Origin of the sequence: Rubrivirga marina, from assembly GCF_002283365.1 — a bacterium.
Lineage (GTDB): Bacteria > Bacteroidota > Rhodothermia > Rhodothermales > Rubricoccaceae > Rubrivirga > Rubrivirga marina.
In genome coordinates, this window is the sequence record NZ_MQWD01000001.1 from 194382 (window position 1) to 217430 (window position 23049).

Here is a 23049-nt window from a genome sequence, read left to right on the forward strand (position 1 = left end):
CGCAACCGCCTCCGGAGGGCGCCTCGTAGGGCCGTCACCTTGTCCTCGGTCCAGTGCTGACGATCTCCCATCTCTCCAAGACGTACCCCGGCGGTGTGCGGGCGCTCCACGACGTGTCGCTCACGATCGAGCCCGGCCTCTTCGGCCTGCTCGGCCCCAACGGCGCTGGCAAGAGCACGCTCATGCGGACGCTCGCGACGCTCCAGGCGCCCGACACCGGCACGATCACCTTCGACGGCGCCGACGTGCTCGCCGACCCCGTGGGCCACCGGCGGCGCCTCGGGTACCTGCCCCAGGACTTCGGCGTCTACCCCGGCGTCTCGGCGCTCGTGCTCCTCGACCACCTCGCCCAACTCAAGGGGCTGGCGGACCGGGCCGCGCGTCGCGAACAGGTCGAGGCGCTCCTCGCCCAGACCAACCTGTGGGCCCACCGGCACCAGGCCGTCTCGGGCTTCTCGGGCGGGATGCGCCAGCGGTTCGGCGTCGCGCAGGCCCTCCTCGGGAGCCCGCGGCTCCTCATCGTCGACGAGCCGACGGCTGGGCTCGACCCCGAGGAGCGGAACCGGTTCTACACCCTCCTCGCCAGCGTCGGCGACGACGTGGTGGTGCTCCTCTCGACGCACATCGTCGAGGACGTCCGTCAGCTGTGCCCACGCGTGGCCGTGCTGGCCGGCGGCGAGGTCCGCGCCGAGGGCCGCCCGGCCGACCTCGTCGCCGCGCTCGACGGGCGCGTGTGGCGTGCGACGGTCGACCGCGCCGAGGCCGACGCGATCCGCGCCGAGGTCCCGGTCCTCTCGTCGCAGCTGGCGGCGGGGCGGACGCGGCTCCACGTCCTCGCCGACGCCTCGCCCGGGCCGGCCTTCGCGCCCGTGGCCCCCGACCTCGAAGACGTCTACTTCGCCACCCTCGCGGCCTGATGCGTGCCCTCGCCCTCTTCGAATGGCGCCTCCAGACGCGCCGGCTCCTCTTCGCCCTGGCCGCGCTCGGCTTCGCCGGGATGTGCGCGCTCCTCGCCGCGACGGGCCACGGGCCAGACGGGGTCCTCCGCAACGGGCCGTGGAACGTGGCGGGCATGGCCGGGCTGCTCTCGCTGCCGGCGATCCTCGTCGCAACGGTCGTCGTGGCGAGCGCGGCGCTCCGCGACGCCGAGACCGGCATGGCCCCGCTCGTACACGCGGCCCCGCTGACGCGGACGGACCTCCTGCTCGGCCGGTTCGCTGGGGCGATGGCCGTCGCGGCGGTCGTCCTCGCGCTCGGGTTCCTCGTCCTCGCCGTGCTCCCGTTCGCCGTCGGGGCCGAGGAGGTCGGGCCGTTTCGGCCGGGCGCCTATCTCTGGGCCTTCGGCGTGCTGGCCCTGCCCAACCTGCTCGTCTCGGGTGCGGCGCTCTACGGAGTGGCCGCCCTCACGCGGTCGTCGCTGGCGACCTACGTGACGGCCATCGGGCTGTACCTCGGCTACTTCGGCGCGTCGTTCCTCATGGGCTCGCCGATGATGGCCGGTTCAGAGCCGGCGACGGGGGCGCTCCTCGCCCGCGCGGCGGTCCTCGACCCGTTCGGCGTGATGGCCGTCTACGCGCAGACGCGGGCGTGGACCCCCGACATGAAGAGCGTCGAGGCCGTGGTCCTGACGGGCCCGCTCCTGGTGAACCGGCTGCTGTGGCTGGCGGTCGTCGCGGCCGGGCTCGGGGTCGTCCACGCCCGCTGGCGGCCCGAGGCGATCACGCGCCAGCCCCGCCGACGCGCGCAGGCCGACGTCCCGGCGCCGACGGCGGCCTACGCGCCCGTCCTGCCGACGGGGGGCGCCTGGACTGCGTTCGTCGCCTCGCTGCGGCAGGGCCTCCGCTTCCTCGTCACGAGCCGCCCGCTGTGGGTGCTCGCCGTCGTCTGGGCCTACGTCGCCTGGGAGGTCCTCGGCGTCACCGACGGGGCCGAGTACGGGACCCGCCAGTGGCCGACGACGGGGCTTCTGCTGGGCCAACTCTGGGGTGTGCTCCTCGACGTCGGCGCGGTGGCCGTCGTCAACGTCGGCGCCGAGCTGGCGTGGCGCGACCGGTCGACCGGGATGGACGCCCTGCTCGACGCGACGGCCGCGCCAGATGGCGCCCGGTTCGCGGCTCATGTGGCGACGCTCGTCGCGGGCGTCGCGTGGCTCGTCGGGATTGCGATGATCGCGGCTGTGGGCGTCCAGCGCGTCGAGGGCGGCGCGGCCCTGGAGCCGCTCCGACACCTCGCCTTCGCCGCGACGACCCTGGGACCCCTCGCGCTCCTGGCCGTCGCCGTCCTCGCCCTCCAGTCGCTCGTGCCAAACCGGTACGTCGGCCTCCTCGCGGGCGCCGCGCTCGCCGTCTCGATGCGGCGGGGCGGGGCGGTCGGTCTGGAGCACCCGATGCTCCGGTTCGCCGACGGGCCGGTCCTGCCCGCCTCGGCGTTCGGGCCGAGCGCCCACGCCGTCACGTCCTTCGTGGGGCTGATGGCGTTCTGGGCCGTCGTCGCGGTCGCCCTGGCCCTTGTCGCGCCGGCGCTTGCGCCGCGCGGACCCCTCGAGCCTCTGCGCCAGCGGCTCGCAGCATTGCCCGCCCGTCTCGGCGTACGCGGCCGTCGCCGCGCACTGGCGGCGGGCGTGGCCGTCGCCGTCGTCGGAGGGTGGACCGCCTACCAGACGACGGTCGCGGCCGGGTTCGAGACCTCCCGCGCGCAGCTCGTGTGGCGCGCGGACTACGAGCGGGCCTACGCCCGGATCGACGCCCTCCCCGAGCCCCGGCCCGTCGCTCTGCGTGCCGCCATCGACCTCCGCCCCAAGGCGCAGGCGGCCGACGTGGCCGGCACGCTCCGCGTCGTCAACCGCGAGGCGATTCCGATCGACACGGTCTGGGTCACGGTCCGTCGCGACCTCGACCTGGCCGCGCTCACGCTGGACGGCGCGGCGCCCGCGGTCTCGGACGAGCGGTTCGGGATGCACGCGTTCGCCGGCCCGCTCGCGCCCGGCGACACGGCCGCGCTCGCCTTTCGCGTCCGCCTCCGCCCGCGCGGCCTCTCAGCCGATGGCGGCGACCGCTCGGTTGTGGCCGACGGCACGTATCTCACCTCCATGCGGCTCATCCCGGAGGTCGGCTACCTGTCGAGCTTCGAGGTCGAGGACGCCCGCGACCGTCGCCGCCTCGGCCTTCCTCCGAAGGACACCGAGACGACGCCTACCGCCCCCGAGGCGGGGCCCGACCCGATCGGGATGACGCTCGACCTCACCGTCTCGACCGCGCCCGGCCAGACGGCCGTGGCCCCGGGCGACCTCCGCCGGACGTGGTCCGAGGACGGCCGCCCGCACGCCCGCTTCGTGACGGCCACGCCCGTGACGCCCGTCTTCGGCGTCGCCTCGGCGCGCTACGAGCGGCACGTGGCGGAGCACGACGGGGTGACGGTCGAGGTGTACGCCCACCCCGCCCACGGCGCCAACGTGCCCCGGATGCTCCGCGCGGCGACGGCGTCGCTCGACGTGCTCGGCGCGGCGTGGGGGCGGTACCCCCACCGGACGCTCCGGATCGCCGAGGTCCCGGCGGGCTGGCCGTTCGCGGGCTTCGCCTTCCCCGGCCTCATCGCGTTCACCGAGGACCGCGGCTTCCTCACGGACCCGCGCGACGCCGACCGCCTCGACCTCGTCTCCCGTCGGGTCGCGCACGAGGTGGCGCACCAGTGGTGGGGCCACACGGCCCGGCCGACCGGTGGCCCCGGCGACGTGTTCCTCGTCGAGTCGATGGCGAAGTACGGCGAGCAGAAGGTGATCCGCGCGCTCTACGGCGACGGCCAGGTGGCCCGCCTCGTGGGCTACGACCGGGACCGCTACGCCTGGGGCCGCACCGAGGCGGCCGGCCCCGAGCCCCCGCTGGCGGACGTGACCGACCAGCCGCACCTCTACTACGGGAAGGGGGCCGTCGTCATGAACGGGCTGTACGGGCTCCTCGGCGAGGACGCGCTCGACGCGGCGCTGGCGACGCTGATGCGCCCAGAGCGCCGCGTGTCGCCCGCCGACTGGCGCGCCGCCGTCCGCGCGGTGGCCTCGCCCGAGGCGCGGCCGCTCGTGGACGACTGGGCGCGCCGCGTCGTCCTCTACGACCTCGGCGTCGAGCGCGCCACGGCCACGCCTCGCGCCGACGGGCGGTTCGACGTGACGGTCCGTCTCCGGATCGCGCGCACCGATGGCGACCGCCAGCTCCCGGTCGATGAGCCCCTCGACCTCGGCGTCTACGCCGAAGACCCCGCTGAGGGGGCGGAGCCGACCTCCGTCCGCACCGTCCGCGTTCAGGGGGAGCGCCCCGTCGTCCGGCTCGTCACGGACCACCGGCCGGCGTTCGTCGCCGTCGATCCCCTCGTGCGCCGCGTAGACGTGGACCCTGAGGGGCACGTCGTTGCCGTGGGAGCGGGTAGGTCGGGAGCCACCCCTTAGAGGTCGTACTGCTCGCGTGTCGGGAGTACGCCCTCGGGCTCCCGTGAAGGAGCAGTCCTACGAGCGGGACCGACCTCCGTCGAACAACCACGGTCTGCCTCCATGGGCAGTGGCGGTCGGAGACCTCACACGGCGGCAGCCTGGGCGGCGTGTGCGAGCGCCGACGGCGTCCGGCACCCGACGATGGCCGGGGCCTCGTGGACGAGGTCCTCGTTCTCGAGCGCCTCCACCATGAACAGGGCGAAGTCCACCCGCCGCGTGCGGTTGCTCGTGAGGATGGGGTCGCCGACGTGCCGGCTCCACACCGGGAGCCCCTCGCTCTCGCCCTCCTCGAGGTCGCTCCCCCGCACGACCGTCCAGCGCGTGTCGCTCTCGAAGATCCGCCGGCACGCCTCCACCTGGTCGTCGAGGTCGGCGAAGCGGGTGAGCCGCGCGAGCGCCCCGAAGACGGCGACGAACGCCCTGAGCTTACAGGGGTAGACGTCGCGGCCGTCCTTCGTGATGTGCCAGCCGCAGGAGAAGACGAGGCGGGCGCCGGGCTCGGCGAGGTCGAGCACGGCCTGGGCCGTCCCCGTCGAGTACTGCTCCACGCCCCAGGGCGCGAGCACCGTGAGGACCCCGTCGCACCCGGCGACGGCCCGCTCGATCACTGCTTGGTCGTCGGTGGGGCCGGGGACGACGGTGATGCGGTCGGCGAACGCGTCGAGCTTCCCCACGCTCTGCTCCCGGCAGACGCCGACGACCTCGTAGCCGCGGTCGAGCGCGTGCTGGACCATGTACCGCCCGAGTTTCCCGGAGGCCCCGACGATGCAGACCTTCCTCATGCCCTCGCTACGTGAGGTCGGTGGGTCGCCGTGCTCATGGGGAGCCTGCTACGTGGGAGGCGGTCATGGGAGGGCAAGCTACAAGGCCCTACGCGGTGCGGGCCTGTCGTCCACGCCGACACGACGGCCGGCGCCGTCCACGAGGCCACCCGAACCGACGCTATCCTCGGCACCCTCGACCAGCACGGGCTCTCGGCCGCCGAGCACTTGGCCGACGCGGACTACGTCAGCGCCGACCTCCTGGTGAGCGGCGTAGACCGCTACGGGGTCGGGCTCGTCGGGCCGCCGAGGGGGACGTGAACTGGCAGGCACGGACCGACGGCGGGTACACGACCGACCGCTTTCGCCTAGACTGGGGCCACGAGGTCGCGACGTGCCCCGGGGGCGAAGAGAGAGGGGCGTGGCGGACCTACACCGACCGAGGCCGGGGCGAGTATGGCGTCGTCGAGTTCGATCCCGCGGCCTGTCGGCCCCGTTCGGTTCGGGACCTCTGTGTCCAGTCGAAGCGGGGCGGCCGGACGCTTCGGCTCCACCCGGAGCGGGAGCAGGGCGCGCTGGAGAGGTCGCCGCCCCGACAGATCTCGCTACTGCGGGATTTTACACGATCCGGCTCACTACCCTTACACAGGCTCTGCAGTCTGGTGTACGGCGGCGCCAGCACCTTTCGTCTCCGACACGTCCACCGCGAACAGCGCCACCGGCCGCTCCTTCCCCCGGAGCACTTGGTCGCCGACCGGCCGGAGAGTCCACCCGTCCGTCTCCTCGAGCCGCGCCGCTAGCGCGTCGCCCACGAGGACGTCCTCGCCGAGCGGTTTGCAGAGGGCCTGGATACGGGCCGTCTGGTTGAGCACGTCGCCGGTGAACACGATCTCCTTCTTCAGGGCACCGATCTCGCCCGTCGTCACGTCCCCTGTCTGGACCCCCGCCCGGAGGTCCGGCGCGACGCCGAACTCTCTCTCGAACCAGCCCGCCCGCGCCCGGAGCGCCGCCCGCATCGCGAGCGCGCACCGGACGCCGTTGGCGTCGCGGAGCCCGGCCTCCTCCGGCCACGACACGACGATCTCGTCGCCGATGTACTGGTACACCTCGCCCTCGTGCCGGACGACCGCGTCGGCGAGGGCGTCGTAGTACGCCCGGAGGAACTCGAAGTACCGGGCGTGGCCCAGCCGCTCCGTGATGGCCGTCGAGGACTTCATGTCGGAGAAGAGGAACACGCGCCGCTCCCGCTTCGGCGTGTGGTACCGCCCCGTGAGGAAGTTGGTGAGGACGCGGGCGCCCAGGTGCTCGCTGATCTCGGCGTAGAACAGCGAGACGACGAGGGACGCCGTGATCTGGACGCCCGTGCTCAGGCTCTCCATGCTGACCGCGAACGCCCCGAGGCGGTCCCAGACGCGGGCGTCGGCCAGCCCGGTCCCCATCTCCATCGCCGCTGCGATGGGGTAAAGGACGACCACGACGACGGTCAGGAACGCGACGTAGAACAGGGTCTTGCCGACCAGCTTGGCCCCGAGGCTCCTCGCGGCGAAGGCCCGGTTCAGGAACAGCAGTTCGACGACCCCGACGAGGCACCCGACAGCGAACGACGCCAGGCTGGCGAAGACGTAGATCCCGGCGTCGAGTTGGATGCCCTCGTGGGAGTCGGCCGAGAGGCTCCCGACCGCCGCGTAGTTCGAGACCGAGAACACGTGGTCCACCAGGAGCCAGATCACCCCGAAGGGGGCGACGCGGCGGACCGTGCGCCGGGCGTTGGGGGAGAGTCGGGTGCTCATGTCACGTCGCCCGCCGAGGGCTGGCGTAGACGTCGGGGGCATCGCGCGGCGACGGCCAGCTCGAACACGCCCGCCCCCCAGGCCGCCCCCGCTGAGAAGCCGGTCAGCGCTTGCGCCAGAAGAAGGGCGGCGACGCCGACACTCCCGTGTGCGACCATCTCCCTCGCAGCGTCCTGGCAGCCCTGCCACCACGCCCCGACGGCGAGAGCGACGAGCACGCCGGTCACGACGACCAAGAACTCGGCCCCGAACCATCGCGCCCCGCGCCGCCAGCCCCCCCGCGAGCGGGGGGTGTCCAGGACGGGGGCGGCCGGGGTGTCGGACACGTCGGGGGCTAGGCGGTGGCGCTCAAGCCATCCGAGCAGGGAGCCAAACGGTGAACATGGCACCCTCGCCCGGCGCGCTCGCGGCCGTGAGTCGCCCGCCGTGGCCCTGAACCACGACGTCATAGCTGAGGCTAAGCCCGAGGCCGGTCCCCTCGCCCGGTGGCTTGGTCGTGTAGAACGGCTCGAACACCCTCGCGCGGACGGCTTCCGGCATCCCCGGGCCGTCGTCGGCCACCTGGACCTCGACGCCGCCCTCAGCCCGGCGCGTCGACACGGTCACGGACCCGACCGCCTGGTCGCGGACAGCGTCGAGCGCGTTGTCGATCAGGTTGACGACGACCCGGCCGATCTCCTGCGGGTCGGCCTCGACGGCGCCGACGCCACCGCCGAGGTCGAGTGCCAGGACCGCCTCGCTCTCCGGGTGCCGCGCGTGCTCAGCGTGGAGAGCGTGGGCCGCGTGCTCCTCGACGAGGGCGTTGACGTCGACCCGGCGGCGCTCCCCGCTCCCGCCCCGGGCGTGGGCCATCATGGCCCGGACGATGGCGTCGGCCCGGCGGCCGTGGTGGCCGACCTTCTCGACGTTGGCCCGGAGGTCGGCCCGGAGCGCCGCCCGCTCGTCGGGGTCGGGCTCCGCGTCGAGGTCGTCGAGCAGCTCCTCCGAGAGCCCGGCGAAGTTCGTCACGAAGTTGAGCGGGTTCTTGATCTCGTGGGCAATCCCGGCCGTGAGCGCGCCGAGGCTCGCCATCTTCTCCTGCTGCACGAGCCGCGCCTGCGCCGCCCGGAGCTCGGCCAGCGACGCCTCCAGCTCGGCCGTCCGCGCCGCCACCTCGCGCTCGAGCACGTGGGTCCGCCGCGTGAGCGCCTCGACGAGCGTCTCGCCCTCCTCCATCACGGCGTCGGCGATGGAGAAGTGGAAGTGGGCGAGGAGCCACCGGCCCGAGCCCCGGTCTAGGACCATCGAGACGCGGGGGTCGACGGCGTACGTCTCGTCGCCGACAGCGACCGTCGACTGGACCTGGCCCTCGACGACGGCGAGGTCCGGCCGAAGCAGGCGGACGTCGAGCCACTCCATCCGGTAGTTCGGCTCGTGGGCGTCCCAGTCCGCCGCCGCCTTCTCCTCGATGAACATGTCCCGGACGGCCTCCCGGGTCGTGTACCGGTCGCCGGGGCCCGTGCCGAGCCCGGTGAAGTCGTCGGCGACGAGGGCGTAGGCCGCGTCGGCGCCCGACGTGCCCGGGGTCATCCACGTCTCGAAGAACGCGCGGACGACCTCGGCGACCTCGGCGTGGACAGGCTCCTGGGCCATGGGGACGGGCGTGGGGCGTGGCTGGATGGTACCGCCCCGGGTGGGACCGGCGCCCAGAGCCGCTGGCACGTCCCTCGCGCTCACCGCGCTGTGACCCGCACCACCTCCCCGTCTCGGGCCTCGAGGTCCGTCGCATCACGTAGGACCAGGAGCGCCCCGCTCGGGAGCTGGGCCACGTCCCGGATCCGACCCGCCGCCTCGAGCAGGATGGCGGTCCGGTCGGTGGCGGGGTCGTAGGCGACGAGCCGGCGCTGGGCCAGCGCCCCCCAAGCGAACGCCCCGTCCCACGCCGGGAACGCGCTCCCCGCCAGCCGGACGAGCCCCGACGGGGCCATGTTGAACTCGGACCCCCACGCCTTGACCGGGAGCACCGTCGCCTCGGCCGCCTCCGCCTCGGTCATCTCGCCGACGGGCGTCCCGTCGTAGTTCAGGCCGTACGAGAACAGGGGCCACCCGTAGTTCCCGCCCCGCTCGATCACGTTGAGCTCGTCCCCGCCGAGCGGGCCGTGCTCGTTGGAGTACACGACGCCGCCCTCGACCAGCAGGCCCTGCGTGTCGCGGTGCCCGTAGCTCCAGACGCTCGTGGGCTCCGTAGCGCCGTCGAACACGGGGTTGTCGGGGGGCACCGAGCCGTCCGCACGGAGCCGGTGGATCTTGCCGCTGTGGTTGGCGAGGACCTGGGCTCCCGGATCGGGGAGCGGGTACCCTGCCATCCCCTGCGTCACGAGGAAGTGGCCGTCGTCCAGCCACGCGATCCGGGAGCCGATGGAGAACGCGTTGGAGTGGAAGACGACCTCGAAGTCCCGGACGGTCCGGTCGGAGAAGTCGAACCGGCCGACGGCCATCCGGTAGTCCGACCCGACGTAGGCGAGGTAGACGAGGCCGTTCGTCTCGAACTGGGGGTGGAGGCTGACGTCGTTGTACCCGCCGATGTAGAGCGGGGGGACGGGGAGGATCTGGCCCGTCGGCAGCCCCTCGAGCGTGCGCACCTCGCCGTCCCGGACGTGGACGAGCTGGCCGAACCGCTCGGAGACGAGGAGCTCGTCTTCGCCGAGGACCTCGACGGCCCACGGGATCCGGAACCCGGAGGCGACAACCTGGAGCGTCGCCTCGAGCGGGGCGTGCTCGACGCCGTCGGGGAGCGGGGCGCCGTCGGTGCCGGGGATCGCGCCGCTGCCGGGGGCCTGCGCGGCGCCGGGGGCCGCGGCGAGCGCGAGGGACACGAGGAGCAGACCGAGGCGGGCGGGCATGGGCACCAAAGCGAGACCCCTCTTGGGACGGGACGGCGGGCGCCGAGTTGCGCGCTCGACCGTCCACGGGCCGCTCAGCTTGAAGCTGCGGCAGCCACTCTGAATGTCCCCGGTCCGGTGATAGTGAAAGTCAGCGATACGCACCGTTATCGACCGTGGACTCCGCCCGATCAGGACCGATGCCTCCCTCGCCATCGGCCGGTCGGCGGAGTCGAGGTGTCGGACCGTCGCGGTTGTTCCACCCTCGTTCCACCCATTGTCACAAACCCCGGTATCCCACAACAGGATACCGGGCTTCGGAGTGGGCCCTGTTGGATTTGAGGCACTGCGACCGAGTGCGATCCGGACTCGCAGGATAGGCCATATCGGCCACGAGAGCCCGTGGGCGATGATCCATGACAACCCGGTGTCGCACACCGCGCCGTAGAATGTTGTACCCATCGTTGTACCCCTGAGCCCGTGGCCGCCTCCGTCAAGCTCGTCCTCCGCACGCAGAAGACCCGCGCCGACGGGCTCGCGCCCGTCTATCTCCGGGCGACCGCGAACAGGAAGAGCCGGTTCACGTCGACCGGAATCTACGTCCGGCCCCGGGACTGGAACGACCGGCGCCAGGAGGTCCGGTCGTCGTGCGACCTCGCCGACGCCTACAACCGCCGGCTCGGCGAGCTCCTCAACGACGCCCGGTCCGCCGCGCTCGACGCCTCGTCGGCCGGGACCGTCGTGGCCGCGCTCACGGGACCGGCCGGGAGCGCGACGGGCTACTTCGAGCGCCACGTCGGGCGGCTCGACGAGGCCGGACGGTACTGGCAGCACAAGCACTTTGGGGTCACGCTAGGGCACCTCCGAGCCGCGCTCGGTCAGGACGTCCTCTGGGCCGAGCTCGACCGCGACGCGCTCGGCCGGTTCGAGGCCCACCTCCGGGTCCGGGCGAAGAACGCGCCGAACACGATCCGGAACCACATGAAGCGGCTCCGTCGGGTCGTCCGGGAGGCGATCCGCGAGGGCGAGCTCGAGGCGGGGCAGGACCCGTTCCTGACGTACACTCCCCCGCGCGCCGCCCCCGTCCACCGCCGGAAGCTGACCATGCCCGAGATCCGAGCGCTGGCCGACGCCGAGCTCCCCGAGGGCTCGACGGAGGCGCTCGCCCGCGACGTCTTTCTCTTCTCGTTCTACGGGGCCGGCGTCCGGGCTTCGGACCTCGCCGCGCTCCGGGCGACGGACGTCCGCGGCGGACGACTCCGATACCGGATGATGAAGACGGGCGAGACCGTCACGGTCGGTCTCCCGCCCGAGGGCCGGGCGATCGCCGAACGGTATGCCGAGACGGCCGCCGACCGGGGTGGCCTCCTCTTCCCGCTCATCACGGCGGCCGACACCCGGGACCCTGTCCGACTCCGGCGGTCGGCGAACCGGGCGAACAGCCGGATCAACGCGGCGCTCAAGCGGGCGGCGTCGGGCGTCGAGGTCGACGACACGGGGCTCACGATGCACGTCGCCCGCCACAGCTTCGCCGACCTCGCCCGGCGGCGGGGCGGCAGCCTGTTCGACGTGTCGAGGGCGCTCGGGCACTCGTCGCTGAGCACGACGCAGGCGTACCTCGCGAGCCTCGATCAGGAGGCCGCTGACCGTTTGGCCGGCATCATGTGGACCGATGGTTGACAGCCAGGACTACTCCCGGGAGCGTAGAGTTGAAGCCGTCGCCCAAGCGCTTCAGCCAGGGCCTGAATCGCATCCCGTCCCGATCCCAGGCAGTCTCGTCCGCTCGTACCTCTCTGCCCTCGGGAGACCGACGCCGGAGGGGCAGGACGTGTCGTCCGAAGACGCCCAGTCTCTTTTGGACGGGGCCACCGCACTCGTCGCTGAGTTCGTCAGAACGAGCGGATATCGCGCCCTGGTGGATGCGGAGTCAAGGTGCCGCACTCGAAGAGACTCTCTAGCTTCGCAGTATGAAGAGGCCGTTCGGTACGAGGAGGGGTACAAGTCGCTGGCTCGGCTGATCCGAGTTACACGAGATCACGAGGGCAAACTCGTCCTGATCCACAGGAACCTTGTCGAGGAGGAGAGTGACCCCCACGTAGAAGTCTTGTCGTGGGACATCTATGACGGGCCTGCTCAGCACGACCTCTTCGGTCTCTCGTCGGTCGTGCTCGGGGTCTGGAAGGACGCCGATGACCCCTGGATCCATAGCCCTGGAAACACAAGTGCCGGTGCCGTCCTTTTCACTGAATGGCTCCGCTTTAGGGTAGCGACCAACCTCCGCGCGCTCCCTGAGGACTGGGACGACGTCGACCCACTTCGGGCGATCGACCGAGTGGTGGCACAAGCGGAGAATCGTAGGAAGCCGCTCGCGCTGGAGGTAGGTGCCGCCGAGTTCGAGTGGACCGTCCTCAACCAAGCGCTCGACCGCCCCCTCCTCTTCGGAAGGCCCGTCAAGGCCACTGCGGTCGTCGACCTTGATGCGGTCACACGAGTACACCGACGGACTCTACTCAGGTCGGATCACCTCTTCTTCCGTGCCGCTGTGGCCGCGCTCGTCTGGGGGGGTAGGGCGAGCTCTCTCAGTAACGCGTACGACCTCCTCGTCACCGAGGTACTTGGTGGCCCTCCCCGATTCGATGAGGAGTGGACGGAAGCGACCAGCCCCGTGCCATACTCCAGCGCGAAGAGCCTAGAGAACTGGTTCTCCAAGAAGAGGGTGCAGATGGAGCGCCTGCGAGAGCAAGGGGTCAGAGTGTTCGAGGACGAGGACCTCAGTACAGAGCGCGAGCGGCAAGCACTCCGGGACTGGGCAGGCCTCCTGTACCTATCGGTCGTGCCGCGACCGACCTAGCCCCTCGCTGAGAGGGAGCGATCGAGCGTGCCCATCGCTCGTGGGTAATGCACCCCATCGTTGGTGGGATGATGGGGGCCGGAGGAATCGGTCTATTGCGGCACACAACCGCAAGCGGTCGCCGTGGACTTCCGAGACCTCCACCCTGCTCTCCAAGCGTTTCTGATCGCGCTCGTCGCCGAGGCCGTCCGGCCGGCCGTTGCCGACGCGCTGACCGACGCGCTCCCCGAGGTCCTCCGCCGGGCCTCGATCCCGACCTACCTCTCGCGACAGGAGGTCCTCGCCCTCACGGGATGGAGCGACCGGCACCTCAGCTACCTCCAGTCCGAGGGCCAGATCCCGTTCCTCAAGCGCGGGCGGACCGTCAGGTTCCGCGCCGACGACATCGAGGCCTACTTGATGGAGGGCTACGTCGTGCCGAAGGGGCGCGGCCGGGGCACGCAGTAGCGGTGGCCCCGATGACAAACCGGCCCACGGCGGCGCTCCAGCGCCGGCCCACCCACAGCGTCTTCCCCGACTTCGTCCGGAACCGAGTCGACGGGTTCTGGGCACCGGACTGGGTCCTCCGGTCCCACCCGGGGTTCACCGGGAAGGAGGACGCGTTGGGCGAGGTGTACGCCGAGTCGGCGTCCCACGAGAACCTCTACATCCAGAACGGCCCGAGCGGGCTCTTGGTCGCCGGGAGCCTCCGGAACTGGGCGGTGGCCGTGGGCCTCCTGTCGGCCGACGACCCATTCGGGCCCGACGAGGTCGCCCGGGTGCTCGCGGCCCTCGACGACCTCCTCGAGGCGCCTGCGGGCACGGTAGCGAGCGGCCGGCTCACGAAGATCGAGCTCGCGGGCGACCTCGCCCTCCCCCGTCCGGTCGGCGCCTACGCCGACGCGAGCGAGGACCTCCCGGGCACGACGCCCTGGCGGGTCGGGCACCGGACGGCCTACCACAAGGCGGACAAGTTCGAGGTCCGGCTCTACGACAAGGTCGAGGAGGCGCTCGACAATGGCCGCCCGCTCCCGACCGCTCACGTCGGCGCCCACGTCGGGCGTGTCGAGTACGTCCTCCACCGGGGCGGCGTCCCCCGCTACCTCGGTCACCTCAAGGACGAGGGGGGCGTCGTCCGTGCCGGCGTCCTCGCTGACCCCGAGGCGCGCGACGAGCTCGCCCAGGTCTGGGCCGCCCGAGTGCGAGACCTCTCGTTCCGCCGGGTCCCCCACCCAGCCTACACACCAGAGAACGCCACCGACCGGATCCGGTGGCACGGGGTCCAGCGGATCCTCGCGACGGGCGGTCTCTCGGCGGAGATCGCCCGGATCGACGCTGACCGGCGTTCCGACGGGCTAACGGCCCAGCAGGCGAAGGACCAGAAGGAGACGGTCCGGAAGTGGGTCCTGAGCCCCCGCTACTCGTCCGTCTCGGACCTCCAGGCCGAGTTCGAGGCGGCCGTCGACGCCGTCGCCCGGACCTACGCCACCTGACCACCCACCGCGCCCCAGGCGCACTCCCATGAAGTTCTACGCCGTCCGCCGCGGCCGCAGACGCGGCGTCTACGAGACTTGGGCCGAGGCCCAGGAGCAGGTCGCCCTCTACCCCGGGGCGGAGCACAGGTCGTTCCGGACGCGGGCCCAGGCCGAGGCCTACCTCGGCCGCCACGTCGACGACGAGGCCGACGCCCTCCCCTACGTGGAAGTCCACGACGGCGGCCGGACGACCGTCGTGGCGCTGACGGACGAGGTCCGCGCCGCGCTCCGCGAGGCCGGCGTCGCCATCGCCTCCGAGTAGCCCGGTCTCCACAACTGTGGAGACCGCCCCCACACCCCACGGACATGGATACCCCTACGGACACGAACACCCCCACCGCCCCGATCGCCCCCGACGGGCTCACCGACGACGACCGCGTCGAGCACGACCGGCTCGTCGCCGACATCAAGGCGGCCGACCGCGACACGCTCCCGGCCATGGTCCGCGTCGGCGTCGCGATCCTGGCCCTCATGGCGTTCCGGAGCCTCCGTCCCCGGCACGAGCGGGCCCGCCCGTGGGCCCGCGTGGCCGAGGAGGACCTCGAGATGAGCGAGAGCCGGTCGTACCAGCTGAAGGACCTCGCGGTCGTCGACCGGGCCCTCCGCGAGGCCGGGGTCGAGCCGGTCACCGTCGTCTCGCACGCGGTCGCGCTCAGCCCCCTGCGGGACGACCCCGACCGGATCGCCGAGGCCGCCCGCCTTGGCCGGGCCATGGCCGAGGCCGAGGCCACCGCGCCCGCGGCCCGGCACTTCGCGGCGGCCCGGTTCCGAGTGCTCAACATGGAGGAGCCCGGGGAGCAGGTCGAGGGCGACGTGGCGCTCACACACAACGACGAGTCCGAGCGCGACCCGTGGCCATGGGGCGCGCTCGCGCGGGACCGGTTCACCAAGGTCCCGCGCGTCGACCGGGACGCGGTCGTCGAGGCGCTCACGCTCGCCTCGCTCTCGGAGGACGTCACGCCGGAGCTCGTCGGCGAGGCCGCCGAGGTCGTCCGGGCCGAGCGCGTCGAGGACGGCGGTCGGGGCGGACGGCCGGTCGTCGTCGGCGTCGCCGTCGGGATCGTCGAGGTCAGCCGCCGCCGGCTCCTCTTCGACGACCACCCGGAGCTGATCGAGGACATCGAGATCCTCGAAGACGAGGGGCTCGACGCGCGCGCCGACGACGCGGTCGTGGACGAGCCCTACGTCCCCGAAGGGCCGACCGACCGGCCCCCGCTCCTCGTCGTCGTCCCGGTCGGCCTCTGCCCCGACGCCCTCCTCGACGCCCACAACGCCCACGCGGCCGTGGTCGGGCGGGCCGAGGTCGTCGTCGAGCTCGGCGAGCTCCACGAGTACGGCGGACCCGTCGAGCGGGTCGGCGACGAGCTCGTCCTCGACGTCGACGCCGTCCGCCGTGCGGCGCGCGCGGCCGGGATCCGGAAGACGTTCAACAACACGGGCAAGCTCGTGGGCTGGGCCATGTACTCCACCAACGGGTCGACCGGGTGCACCCACCGCTGCGGCCGGAGGTTCTGCTACGCCTCCGACCTCGCGCTCAAGTTCTACCCGCAGGCGTTCGTCCCGACGCTCCACCCGGCTCGGCTCGATGCGTTCGACCACACGCCGGTCCCCGACCCCGACCGGTCCCCCGAGTGGGCGCGGGAGTGGTTCCGCTCGGTGTTCTACGGGTCCATGACGGACATCATGAACGGGGTCTTCCCCGACTGGTGGATCCAGGCCGTCATCGACGAGATCGCCGCCCACCCCGAGTGGCACGTGTTCGTCCTGACGAAGCTGGCGGGGCGGCTGGGGGACTTCGTGTGGCCGCCGAACGTGATGGTCGGCGTGACGGTCACGACGCAGTCCGAGGTCCGTGCGGCCGCCGCGGGTCTGGCGGCGGTCCGTGGCGGAGGGGGCAAGTGGGTCTCGGTCGAGCCGTACCTCGGCCCGATCGACCCGGCCCCGCTCCTCGACGCCGAGGCCACGTTCTTCGCCGTGGGCGGCCAGAGCGCCACGCGGTGGGACGGCGAGCGCCAGCCGGACCCGGCGTGGGTCCGCGACCTCGTCGGGGCGGTGTGGGCCCGGGGCGGCCACGTCTACATCAAGGACAACACGGACTTCCGGGGCCACATCCCGTTCCCCGGCACCGTCCCGTTCGACGCCCCTCCCCCGTTCGCTGCGGTCGAGCCCGACCCCGAGCCCGACCGAGCCGCTCTGGACCGTGCCCCGGTCCGGCCGAAAGGCCCGCGGTCCGCAGGGCGCCCCGCCTGACCCCTATCCCAAGCGCCACCGCGCCCCGGACCTCAGGAGGGGAGGTCACCGCCGACGTCTCCGATGGCCCACCGGTGCCCGTCAGCAAACGACGCTAGTCTCTCCGCAGCGACTGGACGGCGGCCCGGAGAGCGCCGACCGCCCTCGGGTCGTCGGGCGCCCGCCCCCGGTGGAGCATCGCGTGGCAGTTCGGGCAGACCGGGACGAGGTCGGCGACCGGGTCCGTCTCCCGCTCCCCGCCCGCCGCCAGCGGCCGGACGTGGTGGACGTGGACGTACCCTGCCCCGAGCGGGCCGTACGTCTCGGCCATGTCGACCTCGCACACCCGGCACACGGACCCGTAGTGCGCGAGGCACGCGTCGCGGAGGGCGGGGTCCCGCTCGTACCGGTCGACCCACACGCGGACCCGACCGCCCTCGGCCCGCGGGCCGACCGGCTCCACCTCGTCGGGATACGGGCCGTCGGCCGGCTCCCGCTTCCGGACGACGTCGAACCCGTTCCGCTCGAGGGCCCGGAAGCACGGGGAGCCCAGCCCGCCCTTGATCGTCGAGGCCGGATCCCCGTCGTCGGAGTGGGGCCGGAGCGGCCGGCCGAACACGGACTCGGCCGCGAGCGCGGCGACCCGGAGCGGGGCGTACCGGCGCCCGTCGTGGACGACGTCGTAGTCCCGGGAGTCGGCGAACGCCGTCTCGGCCCCGGCGTCGAGCGCGGCGATGGCCCCGAGGAGCTGGTCGCGCGTGAGCCGGTCGAGGGCCTCGGCGGCCGTCGACGGCGGCGTGCCTCGCCGGTCCCGAGCGACGACCCGGCCCCCGTCCCAGTCGAGGTCGGGGTGGAGGTGGACGAGCGCCGTCTCCTTCGTCACCGTGTAGTTCAGCGTCCGCGCCCCGGTCCGGCCGCCGGCCGCGTTGAGCGCGACGACGGCCCGGCGGACCTCGACCGGCGAGAGCGTCTCGGCCTTCGAGGCGTCGAGCCGGTCGATGGTGATCCGGCCATCGTCGGCGCCGGACACCCTGTACCGCCGGCCCCGTGACGGGCTCTCGAACACGTCGCCGACCGACCGCCGCGCGGCGGCCACTACCTCGGCCCACGCCCGGTCCGGGTCGACGTGCCGCTCGGCGTCCGGTCGCGCGACCGTCCAGTAGCCGGGGGCCACGTTGGCCAGCCGACCGGCCACCTTCTCGGCCTTCAGCGCGTTCCGGAGGTTCCGGTGCCACCCCGGCTCCTTCGTCGGCCGGCCGCGGAGCGTCGGGGGGACGAGGTCGTCGGCGTCGAGTGCGACGGCCCGTTCGACGGCGTCGTACAGCCGGTCGAGGGCGACCGGCCCCGGGGCCTCGGCTTCGAGGAGGCGGACGGCGGGGGCGAGGAGCGCGGACTGGGCCGTGGTCATGGCACGGGCCGGGAGGGCGGAAGGTAGTGGGGGCGGGCCTGACCCTCGCCGATCGCCCCACGGCGGCCTCGGATCCCGCGTCGACATGTGAGACCTCAGGGGCCGACCGGCCTCCCCTGGCCATCCCGACGGGCGGGACTACCAGCTCAAGACCTAGACTGCGCCCCCGACCGTGTCACCCGTCGTCCCGGTCTACAGTGTTACCCGTCGTCCCGGCCGCTACAGGTGGAAGTGCGTGGAGGGGGTGACGCCAACAGCTCATCCACGAACTCCTGGAAGTCCGTGTTGAACAGAAACCGCTCGCTCGTCCACGCCCACGACATGAGCCGCCTCCGAACCTCGATCTCACCCGAGGGCCCAGCCGTCAAAGGAGGCCCTGCGTAACTCGATATCTCGCGAACGACCGAGTCGTAGATCGCGGGGTCCACGGTCCCATTCAGGTGCTGCCGGTGGACGTTGGACCAGATGTGGAACAGCGCCCGCCAGAACCCGAGCATGAGCACTTGGGCCTCTCCGGGGGCGGAAGCAGGGTCGGCGGCGTGGGCCGCGAAGGCACTCGCAAGCGCGGGGCTCGTTGCCTGGGCCAAGCTCAACTCCCGGAAGGAGTCGGCGATGGCCGCGTCCGTGGCCGCCCTCGTAGTGACCGAGTTCTGCCTGATCTCGATGCCGACGAAGATGAGCGAGCCGATGACGCCGATGATCCCGATGGTTTCGACAATCCGGCGAGCGGCCTTGCTTTCCATGCGGGTTCAGATTGGTGAAATGGCAGCGCCGTAGAACAGCTGGCCGCTTAGCCGCCGGGGCTGGCGGCGCGGCGGGTGGACGAGCGAAGGTAGGCGCCGGCGCTCGGACGAGACGGGGACGCTGAAGCCCCCGGTCGGCCTACAGCGGCGGGTTCTGCCGCCCGCTTCCGTCGTGTCCTTCACTCGCTCCTGGACAGCTCGAACCGCTGGCGGTAGCAGACCCACCTCTCCTCGTGCTCCCCGTAGCGGACCACCACTTTCCCTCGGCTGAAGAGCTGCTCGCTGAGGAACGACTCTGGCCCGGTGGGAATGAGGGTGTACGTGACCACGATGTGCCGGAAAGAGGAATCCCCTCCTGGGATGACGGCTCGGGCATCGACTCGACCGCCCACCACGCGGTAGTTCCCTCGTGAGACGATCGGGCCGTAGTCGTCCCGGGATGTGAGCGAAGTCCGCATGTCCTCGACGGACCGCGCCACGAAGAAGTCTCCGTCGGTAGAGAAGGCCATCGCACGGCCGTTTAGGGTTCCCTCCCCGTCCGTAACGCGGGGGTCCGTCCGGCCGCATGACTCGTTCCCACCGACCGCGACGTAGACGCCAACGTTCGAGAACGGGAGGGCAGACGCCACGGAGGGTTCGGCGTGGAGCCGCCCGCTCGTACCCCGCCAAGCGCACCCGGCAGTGATAGCCGTCAGGAGGACAAAAACAGAGAGCGCGGGGCGGTTCAACGGACGGGACGCGAGGGACTCGCTCCAGCATAGGTCGGTGCGGGAGCGGCCCTCTGGTGCAACCGAACTACAGGCGCCGGGGCGGCAGAACGATTGGCGATTCAGCCGCCTGAGGCGGCGCGACGGTGATCCGAAGCTAGGAGCGGCGCCGACGCCAGCAACGGCCGAGAGCGCTGACGCCCCCGGTCGGCCTACAGCGGCGGGTTCTGCGGCCGCCCCTCGGGCGAGCCCCTACGCCGTCGAAGCCGAGAAGCGACGGCGGTACACCTCATGGGCCGCCCAGCCCAGCATCAAGTAGTAGAACGAGAACTCGTAGGGCTCCCAGTTCTCAACGCCCCGGATCCCGATCGCCAGCGTTGCCACGACGAAACCGACCGTCGTGAGGAGGGCGAATGTGGCCTTCGACATGGTGCACCTCGTGTCCGAATGAAGGGGAGCTACGGAATGGTAGGGAAGCAGTTGCACGCTTGGCGCACAGGCCGCAGAACAGGGGGCCACTAAGCCGCAAAGAGCCGGCGGCAAAGCGGTGGTACGGCGGCAGCATACGACGGCGCCGAGGAATCCGAGAGCGCTGATGCTCCTTGTCGGCCAGCAGCGGCGGGATCCTTCCAATCAGGAGACCATCCTTCGGATCCCACTCGCCGCCGCCGCCATGACCTCCTTCACCGGCCTCGACCTCCACAAGCGCTCCGTCACCGCGACCACGCTCGACGCCGAAGGCGTCGTCGTCGCGACGGCCAAGATGCCGTGCCGGCCCGACGCCCTCCGGGCCTACTTCGCCCAGCAGCCCGGGCACCACGCGGCGACCGTCGAGTGCACGACGGGCTGGTACTGGGTCCGCGACGCGCTCGCCGACCGGGCCGACGGCGGCCCCGAGGTCGACCTCACGCTCGCCCACGCCAAGGGCGTCAAGGCCATCGCCGCCGCGAAGGTCAAGACGGACGCCGCAGATGCGAGGACGCTGGCCCATCTTCTCCGGACCGACCTCCTGCCCGAGGCCCACATGATCTCCGACGAGATGCGCCCGCTCCGCGACGTGCTCCGGACCCGGCTTCGCCTGGTCGAGCGCCGGGTGGCCGCCCAGAACTCGGTCGCCCGGCTCCTCGAGAAGCACAACGTCCGCGACGTGGCCGACCTCGACGCCTTCGGGAGGCTCCAGGCCGAGACCCACATCGAACAAGCGGAGCTCCTGCACCAGCAGATCAAGCGGCTCGAGAAGCACCTCCGCATCCACCTCGTCCCCGATGCCGATGTCCAACGCCTGTTCCGCATCCCGGGCATCGGCCAGGCCGTCGCCTTCTCGATCCGCCTCGAGGTCGACGACGTCTCGCGCTTCGAGACCGACCGCCAGTTCTTCAGCTACTGCCGCCTCGTCCCGGGCGCCGACAACTCGGGCGACCGGGTCCGCCACAAGCGGTCCCGCGACGGGAACAGGTACCTCAAGCTCGCCTTCAGCCACGCCGCCGTCCGGGCGATCCAGTACTACCCGGAGGTCCGCGACTGGTACAAGACGAAGCGGCGGCGGAAGCCGGAGGCGGTCGCCCGGGCGCTCGTGGCCAAGGAGATCGCCCGGGTCGTCTACCATGTCCTCCGCAAGCAGGAAGACTTCAACGGCCGGTTCAAGGGACGCCCCCTGAGCCGGCTGAAGAAGGAGCAATGGCCGCTCCTCGCAAGCCCGGCCGGTATAACTGGCGACGGCGAGCCCCAAGCTCGACCGCCCTCGGCGGGAATGGGAAGCGAGTAGCGGGCCGCCTCGGGGGCTCTCGCCCCGACGGCCCAAGCCGCCGACAGAGATCTGGGACGCCGAGCCCCGACGCTCGGCCGTCGTCGTGACCGACGGCGAGAGCCCGAATGGGGGTGTGGCCCGCCAGCGCTTCGAGAAGCGACTGACGAGGACCCTCTCGATCTGACGACGCGGTGCCAAGGCTCCGAGAACCGAGCGCTCCTCAGACCGAGGGGCGCCGGGCGAGACTGGCCCTACCGCGCCGGAACCGCCCTACTTGACAAAGACCTGATTATGGGGGTTCTACGGCGCTCCGGCTACGGCAGCCCCGCTCCCTCAATCTCCGCCAGCGCCGCTCGGAGGACGCGGACCGCCTTCGGCCCCACACCGTGCAGCGCAAGCAGGTCCGCGTCGGAGCGTGCTGCAACTTGGCTGAGCGTCGTGACCCCGGCGGCGGTCAGGGCACGGAGTGCAGGCTTGCCGACCTTGGCCGGGATCAACGTGTCGGAGCGTGGGCTCATGGAACGTAGTGAGAGCGCCGTAGAACAGATTGCGGCTCACCCGCGAAGGGCGACGGCCGCTGGCGGTGGTTCGGAGCGGAGGATACGCCGATGGCGGGACAGCGCGGGGACGCCAGAGCCCTTCGTCGGCGTGCAGCCGCGGGTTAGGCAGCGAAGCGTCTCCGCCGGGTGTGTGCCAAGGCCCCACCTCTCCCTGGACGCGGCCACACCGTTCGCTCATTCGCCTTCTGCCGAAGAGACCGGACGATAGACACAGATGAGAACGTCGGTCTTGGCCTGCGCCACCGACACGAGATCCAGGGGGCGGGCGCGCCCGTCGGATGGGAAGATCGTCTTCCCCCCACCCAGGAGGATCGGCTCGACCATCAGCCTGTACTCGTCCACCAGGTCGTTCTCTACGAGCTGCTGGGCCAGCGAGGCACTGCCCATCACTTGAATGGTGGCGTCGCCCCCCTTCGCCCGGAGCGAGCGGATGGAACCGATCGCGTCCGCGTCACCGCCGAGCACCTTCGTGTTGCCCCAGCGCGAGGCGGCCTCCTCCGCCGAGAGCGTGCGCGACGCGACGTACTTCGGGATCTCGTTCATCATGTCGGCGAAGGGGTCCCCAGCCCGCGCTGGCCAGGCGTCGGCCATCACCTCCCAGGTGCGCCGCCCGAACAGCAGCGCTTCGGTGCTCTGCATCGCGTCGCTGAGGGCGGCCCCCATCGACTCGGGATCGAAGAACGGCATCGACCAGCCGCCGTGCTCGAACCCCCCGTCAGGGTCTTCCCCTCTGCCACCGGGAGCTTGCACGACGCCGTCTAGGCTGATAAAGTCATTGAGCACGATGCGCATTCAGCTTTGGGATGGGTGGTAGCTGCCTAACAGTTGACCGCTCAGCCGCAGCACGCTGACGACTGGCGGTGTGGACGAGGCAACGTAGACACCGCCGCTCGGACGCAGCAAGAACGCTCGCGCGTGCTGTCGGCCTGCAGCGGTGAGTTATACGGCAGCGAAGCAGCCTTACTTGCCGAGGAACTCCGCGTAGCTCTTGCGGACCCAGCTGATGTAAGCGGCACACTCATCAGGAGTCCCATCCTGCACGCGGTCCCTAAACTGAGTAGTCCAATAGTCGCGGCAGAACGTGTCAGCATGGTCGAACCCAGTCTCAGGTCCGTACTTATCGGCCTGCTCGACTGTGTTGTCCTGAGGTAGCCCGATCGCGTCAAGCACGAGATCAAGCAGGTTCACGTCGAAGTACGAGAAGTCGATGTCGGGGTGAAACTTGCCGACCTTGGCCCACTGCTGGTGATCAAGCTGCAGGAGCCTGATCAGCAGCGTCTCACTAGTCATCGGTTCGAGCATGGGGGTTGGGCTGCCGTATAACAGCTGGCCGCTCAGCCGCCGGGGGCTGAGGGCACGAGGAGTGTGCGAGCGAATGTAGGCGCCGAATCGCACACG

21 protein-coding genes are annotated in these 23049 nt (G+C 71.7%); 10 read left to right on the plus strand and 11 right to left on the minus strand.

Going from position 1 to position 23049, the window contains the following annotated elements:
- Positions 1-53 precede the first annotated feature (53 nt).
- Both BSZ37_RS00650 and BSZ37_RS00655 read left to right on the plus strand, forming a co-directional pair.
- A complete protein-coding gene (locus BSZ37_RS00650) occupies positions 54-917 on the plus strand; it encodes an ABC transporter ATP-binding protein (RefSeq protein WP_095508690.1) in 864 nt (287 codons plus the stop codon).
- On the plus strand, positions 917-4438 hold the full coding sequence (locus tag BSZ37_RS00655) for an ABC transporter permease/M1 family aminopeptidase (RefSeq protein WP_095508691.1): 3522 nt from the start codon (positions 917-919) through the stop codon (positions 4436-4438). Before BSZ37_RS00650 ends, BSZ37_RS00655 begins: the two co-directional genes overlap by 1 nt.
- 125 nt (positions 4439-4563) lie before the next feature.
- Here the strand turns inward: BSZ37_RS00655 and BSZ37_RS00660 are convergent, their stop codons facing one another.
- On the minus strand, positions 4564-5262 hold the full coding sequence (locus BSZ37_RS00660) for an NAD(P)-dependent oxidoreductase (RefSeq protein ID WP_095508692.1): 699 nt from the start codon (positions 5260-5262) through the stop codon (positions 4564-4566).
- Between the two features lie 36 nt (positions 5263-5298).
- On the opposite strand from BSZ37_RS00660, the gene BSZ37_RS00665 reads away from it, so the two are divergent.
- Positions 5299-5562: a hypothetical protein gene (locus BSZ37_RS00665; RefSeq protein WP_143537520.1), complete on the plus strand. Its 264-nt coding sequence runs from the start codon at positions 5299-5301 to the stop codon at positions 5560-5562.
- A gap of 320 nt (positions 5563-5882) precedes the next feature.
- On the opposite strand, the gene BSZ37_RS00670 is transcribed toward BSZ37_RS00665, so the two are convergent.
- From BSZ37_RS00670 to BSZ37_RS00680, 4 genes are all read right to left on the minus strand, one after another.
- On the minus strand, positions 5883-7031 hold the full coding sequence (locus tag BSZ37_RS00670; protein WP_179299406.1) for an adenylate/guanylate cyclase domain-containing protein: 1149 nt from the start codon (positions 7029-7031) through the stop codon (positions 5883-5885).
- Positions 7028-7357, minus strand: coding sequence for a hypothetical protein (locus BSZ37_RS21715; RefSeq protein WP_179299407.1), 330 nt, complete (start codon positions 7355-7357; stop codon positions 7028-7030). The genes BSZ37_RS00670 and BSZ37_RS21715 overlap by 4 nt, the downstream gene beginning before the upstream one ends.
- 22 nt (positions 7358-7379) lie before the next feature.
- On the minus strand, positions 7380-8663 hold the full coding sequence (locus BSZ37_RS00675) for a sensor histidine kinase (RefSeq protein WP_095508695.1): 1284 nt from the start codon (positions 8661-8663) through the stop codon (positions 7380-7382).
- A gap of 80 nt (positions 8664-8743) precedes the next feature.
- A complete protein-coding gene (locus BSZ37_RS00680; protein WP_179299408.1) occupies positions 8744-9913 on the minus strand; it encodes a PQQ-dependent sugar dehydrogenase in 1170 nt (389 codons plus the stop codon).
- 459 nt (positions 9914-10372) lie between these two features.
- Between BSZ37_RS00680 and BSZ37_RS00685 the strand changes: the two genes are divergently transcribed.
- From BSZ37_RS00685 to BSZ37_RS00710, 6 genes are all read left to right on the plus strand, one after another.
- Positions 10373-11572: a site-specific integrase gene (locus BSZ37_RS00685; RefSeq protein ID WP_095508697.1), complete on the plus strand. Its 1200-nt coding sequence runs from the start codon at positions 10373-10375 to the stop codon at positions 11570-11572.
- Positions 11565-12743: a hypothetical protein gene (locus BSZ37_RS00690; protein WP_095508698.1), complete on the plus strand. Its 1179-nt coding sequence runs from the start codon at positions 11565-11567 to the stop codon at positions 12741-12743. Before BSZ37_RS00685 ends, BSZ37_RS00690 begins: the two co-directional genes overlap by 8 nt.
- A 123-nt stretch (positions 12744-12866) precedes the next feature.
- Entirely contained in the window at positions 12867-13190 is a 324-nt protein-coding gene (locus tag BSZ37_RS00695; protein ID WP_095508699.1) for a helix-turn-helix transcriptional regulator, read from the plus strand.
- An 11-nt stretch (positions 13191-13201) separates the two neighbouring features.
- On the plus strand, positions 13202-14215 hold the full coding sequence (locus BSZ37_RS00700) for a hypothetical protein (protein ID WP_095508700.1): 1014 nt from the start codon (positions 13202-13204) through the stop codon (positions 14213-14215).
- Positions 14216-14243: 28 nt separating this feature from the next.
- Positions 14244-14519, plus strand: coding sequence for an RNase H1/viroplasmin domain-containing protein (locus tag BSZ37_RS00705; protein WP_095508701.1), 276 nt, complete (start codon positions 14244-14246; stop codon positions 14517-14519).
- 44 nt (positions 14520-14563) lie between these two features.
- Positions 14564-16507, plus strand: a complete 1944-nt coding sequence (locus tag BSZ37_RS00710; RefSeq protein ID WP_095508702.1) for a DUF5131 family protein — start codon at positions 14564-14566, stop codon at positions 16505-16507.
- Positions 16508-16601: 94 nt separating this feature from the next.
- On the opposite strand, the gene BSZ37_RS00715 is transcribed toward BSZ37_RS00710, so the two are convergent.
- The 4 genes from BSZ37_RS00715 to BSZ37_RS21720 form a co-directional block, all read right to left on the minus strand.
- Entirely contained in the window at positions 16602-17894 is a 1293-nt protein-coding gene (locus tag BSZ37_RS00715) for an HNH endonuclease (protein WP_095508703.1), read from the minus strand.
- A gap of 200 nt (positions 17895-18094) precedes the next feature.
- Positions 18095-18637 (minus strand): hypothetical protein, encoded by a 543-nt coding sequence (locus tag BSZ37_RS00720; protein ID WP_095508704.1) that lies wholly within the window; start codon positions 18635-18637, stop codon positions 18095-18097.
- A 179-nt stretch (positions 18638-18816) separates the two neighbouring features.
- The gene (locus tag BSZ37_RS00725) at positions 18817-19266 is read right to left on the minus strand and encodes a hypothetical protein (protein ID WP_143537521.1); all 450 of its coding nucleotides are present in this window, start codon (positions 19264-19266) and stop codon (positions 18817-18819) included.
- 330 nt (positions 19267-19596) lie between these two features.
- Entirely contained in the window at positions 19597-19773 is a 177-nt protein-coding gene (locus BSZ37_RS21720; RefSeq protein WP_179299409.1) for a hypothetical protein, read from the minus strand.
- Between the two features lie 166 nt (positions 19774-19939).
- On the opposite strand from BSZ37_RS21720, the gene BSZ37_RS00730 reads away from it, so the two are divergent.
- A complete protein-coding gene (locus BSZ37_RS00730) occupies positions 19940-21109 on the plus strand; it encodes an IS110 family RNA-guided transposase (protein ID WP_095508706.1) in 1170 nt (389 codons plus the stop codon).
- A gap of 716 nt (positions 21110-21825) precedes the next feature.
- Here BSZ37_RS00730 and BSZ37_RS00740 read toward each other — a convergent pair.
- Positions 21826-22443, minus strand: a complete 618-nt coding sequence (locus BSZ37_RS00740) for a dihydrofolate reductase family protein (protein ID WP_095508708.1) — start codon at positions 22441-22443, stop codon at positions 21826-21828.
- A gap of 168 nt (positions 22444-22611) precedes the next feature.
- Positions 22612-22953: a hypothetical protein gene (locus tag BSZ37_RS00745; protein WP_095508709.1), complete on the minus strand. Its 342-nt coding sequence runs from the start codon at positions 22951-22953 to the stop codon at positions 22612-22614.
- Positions 22954-23049 lie beyond the last annotated feature (96 nt).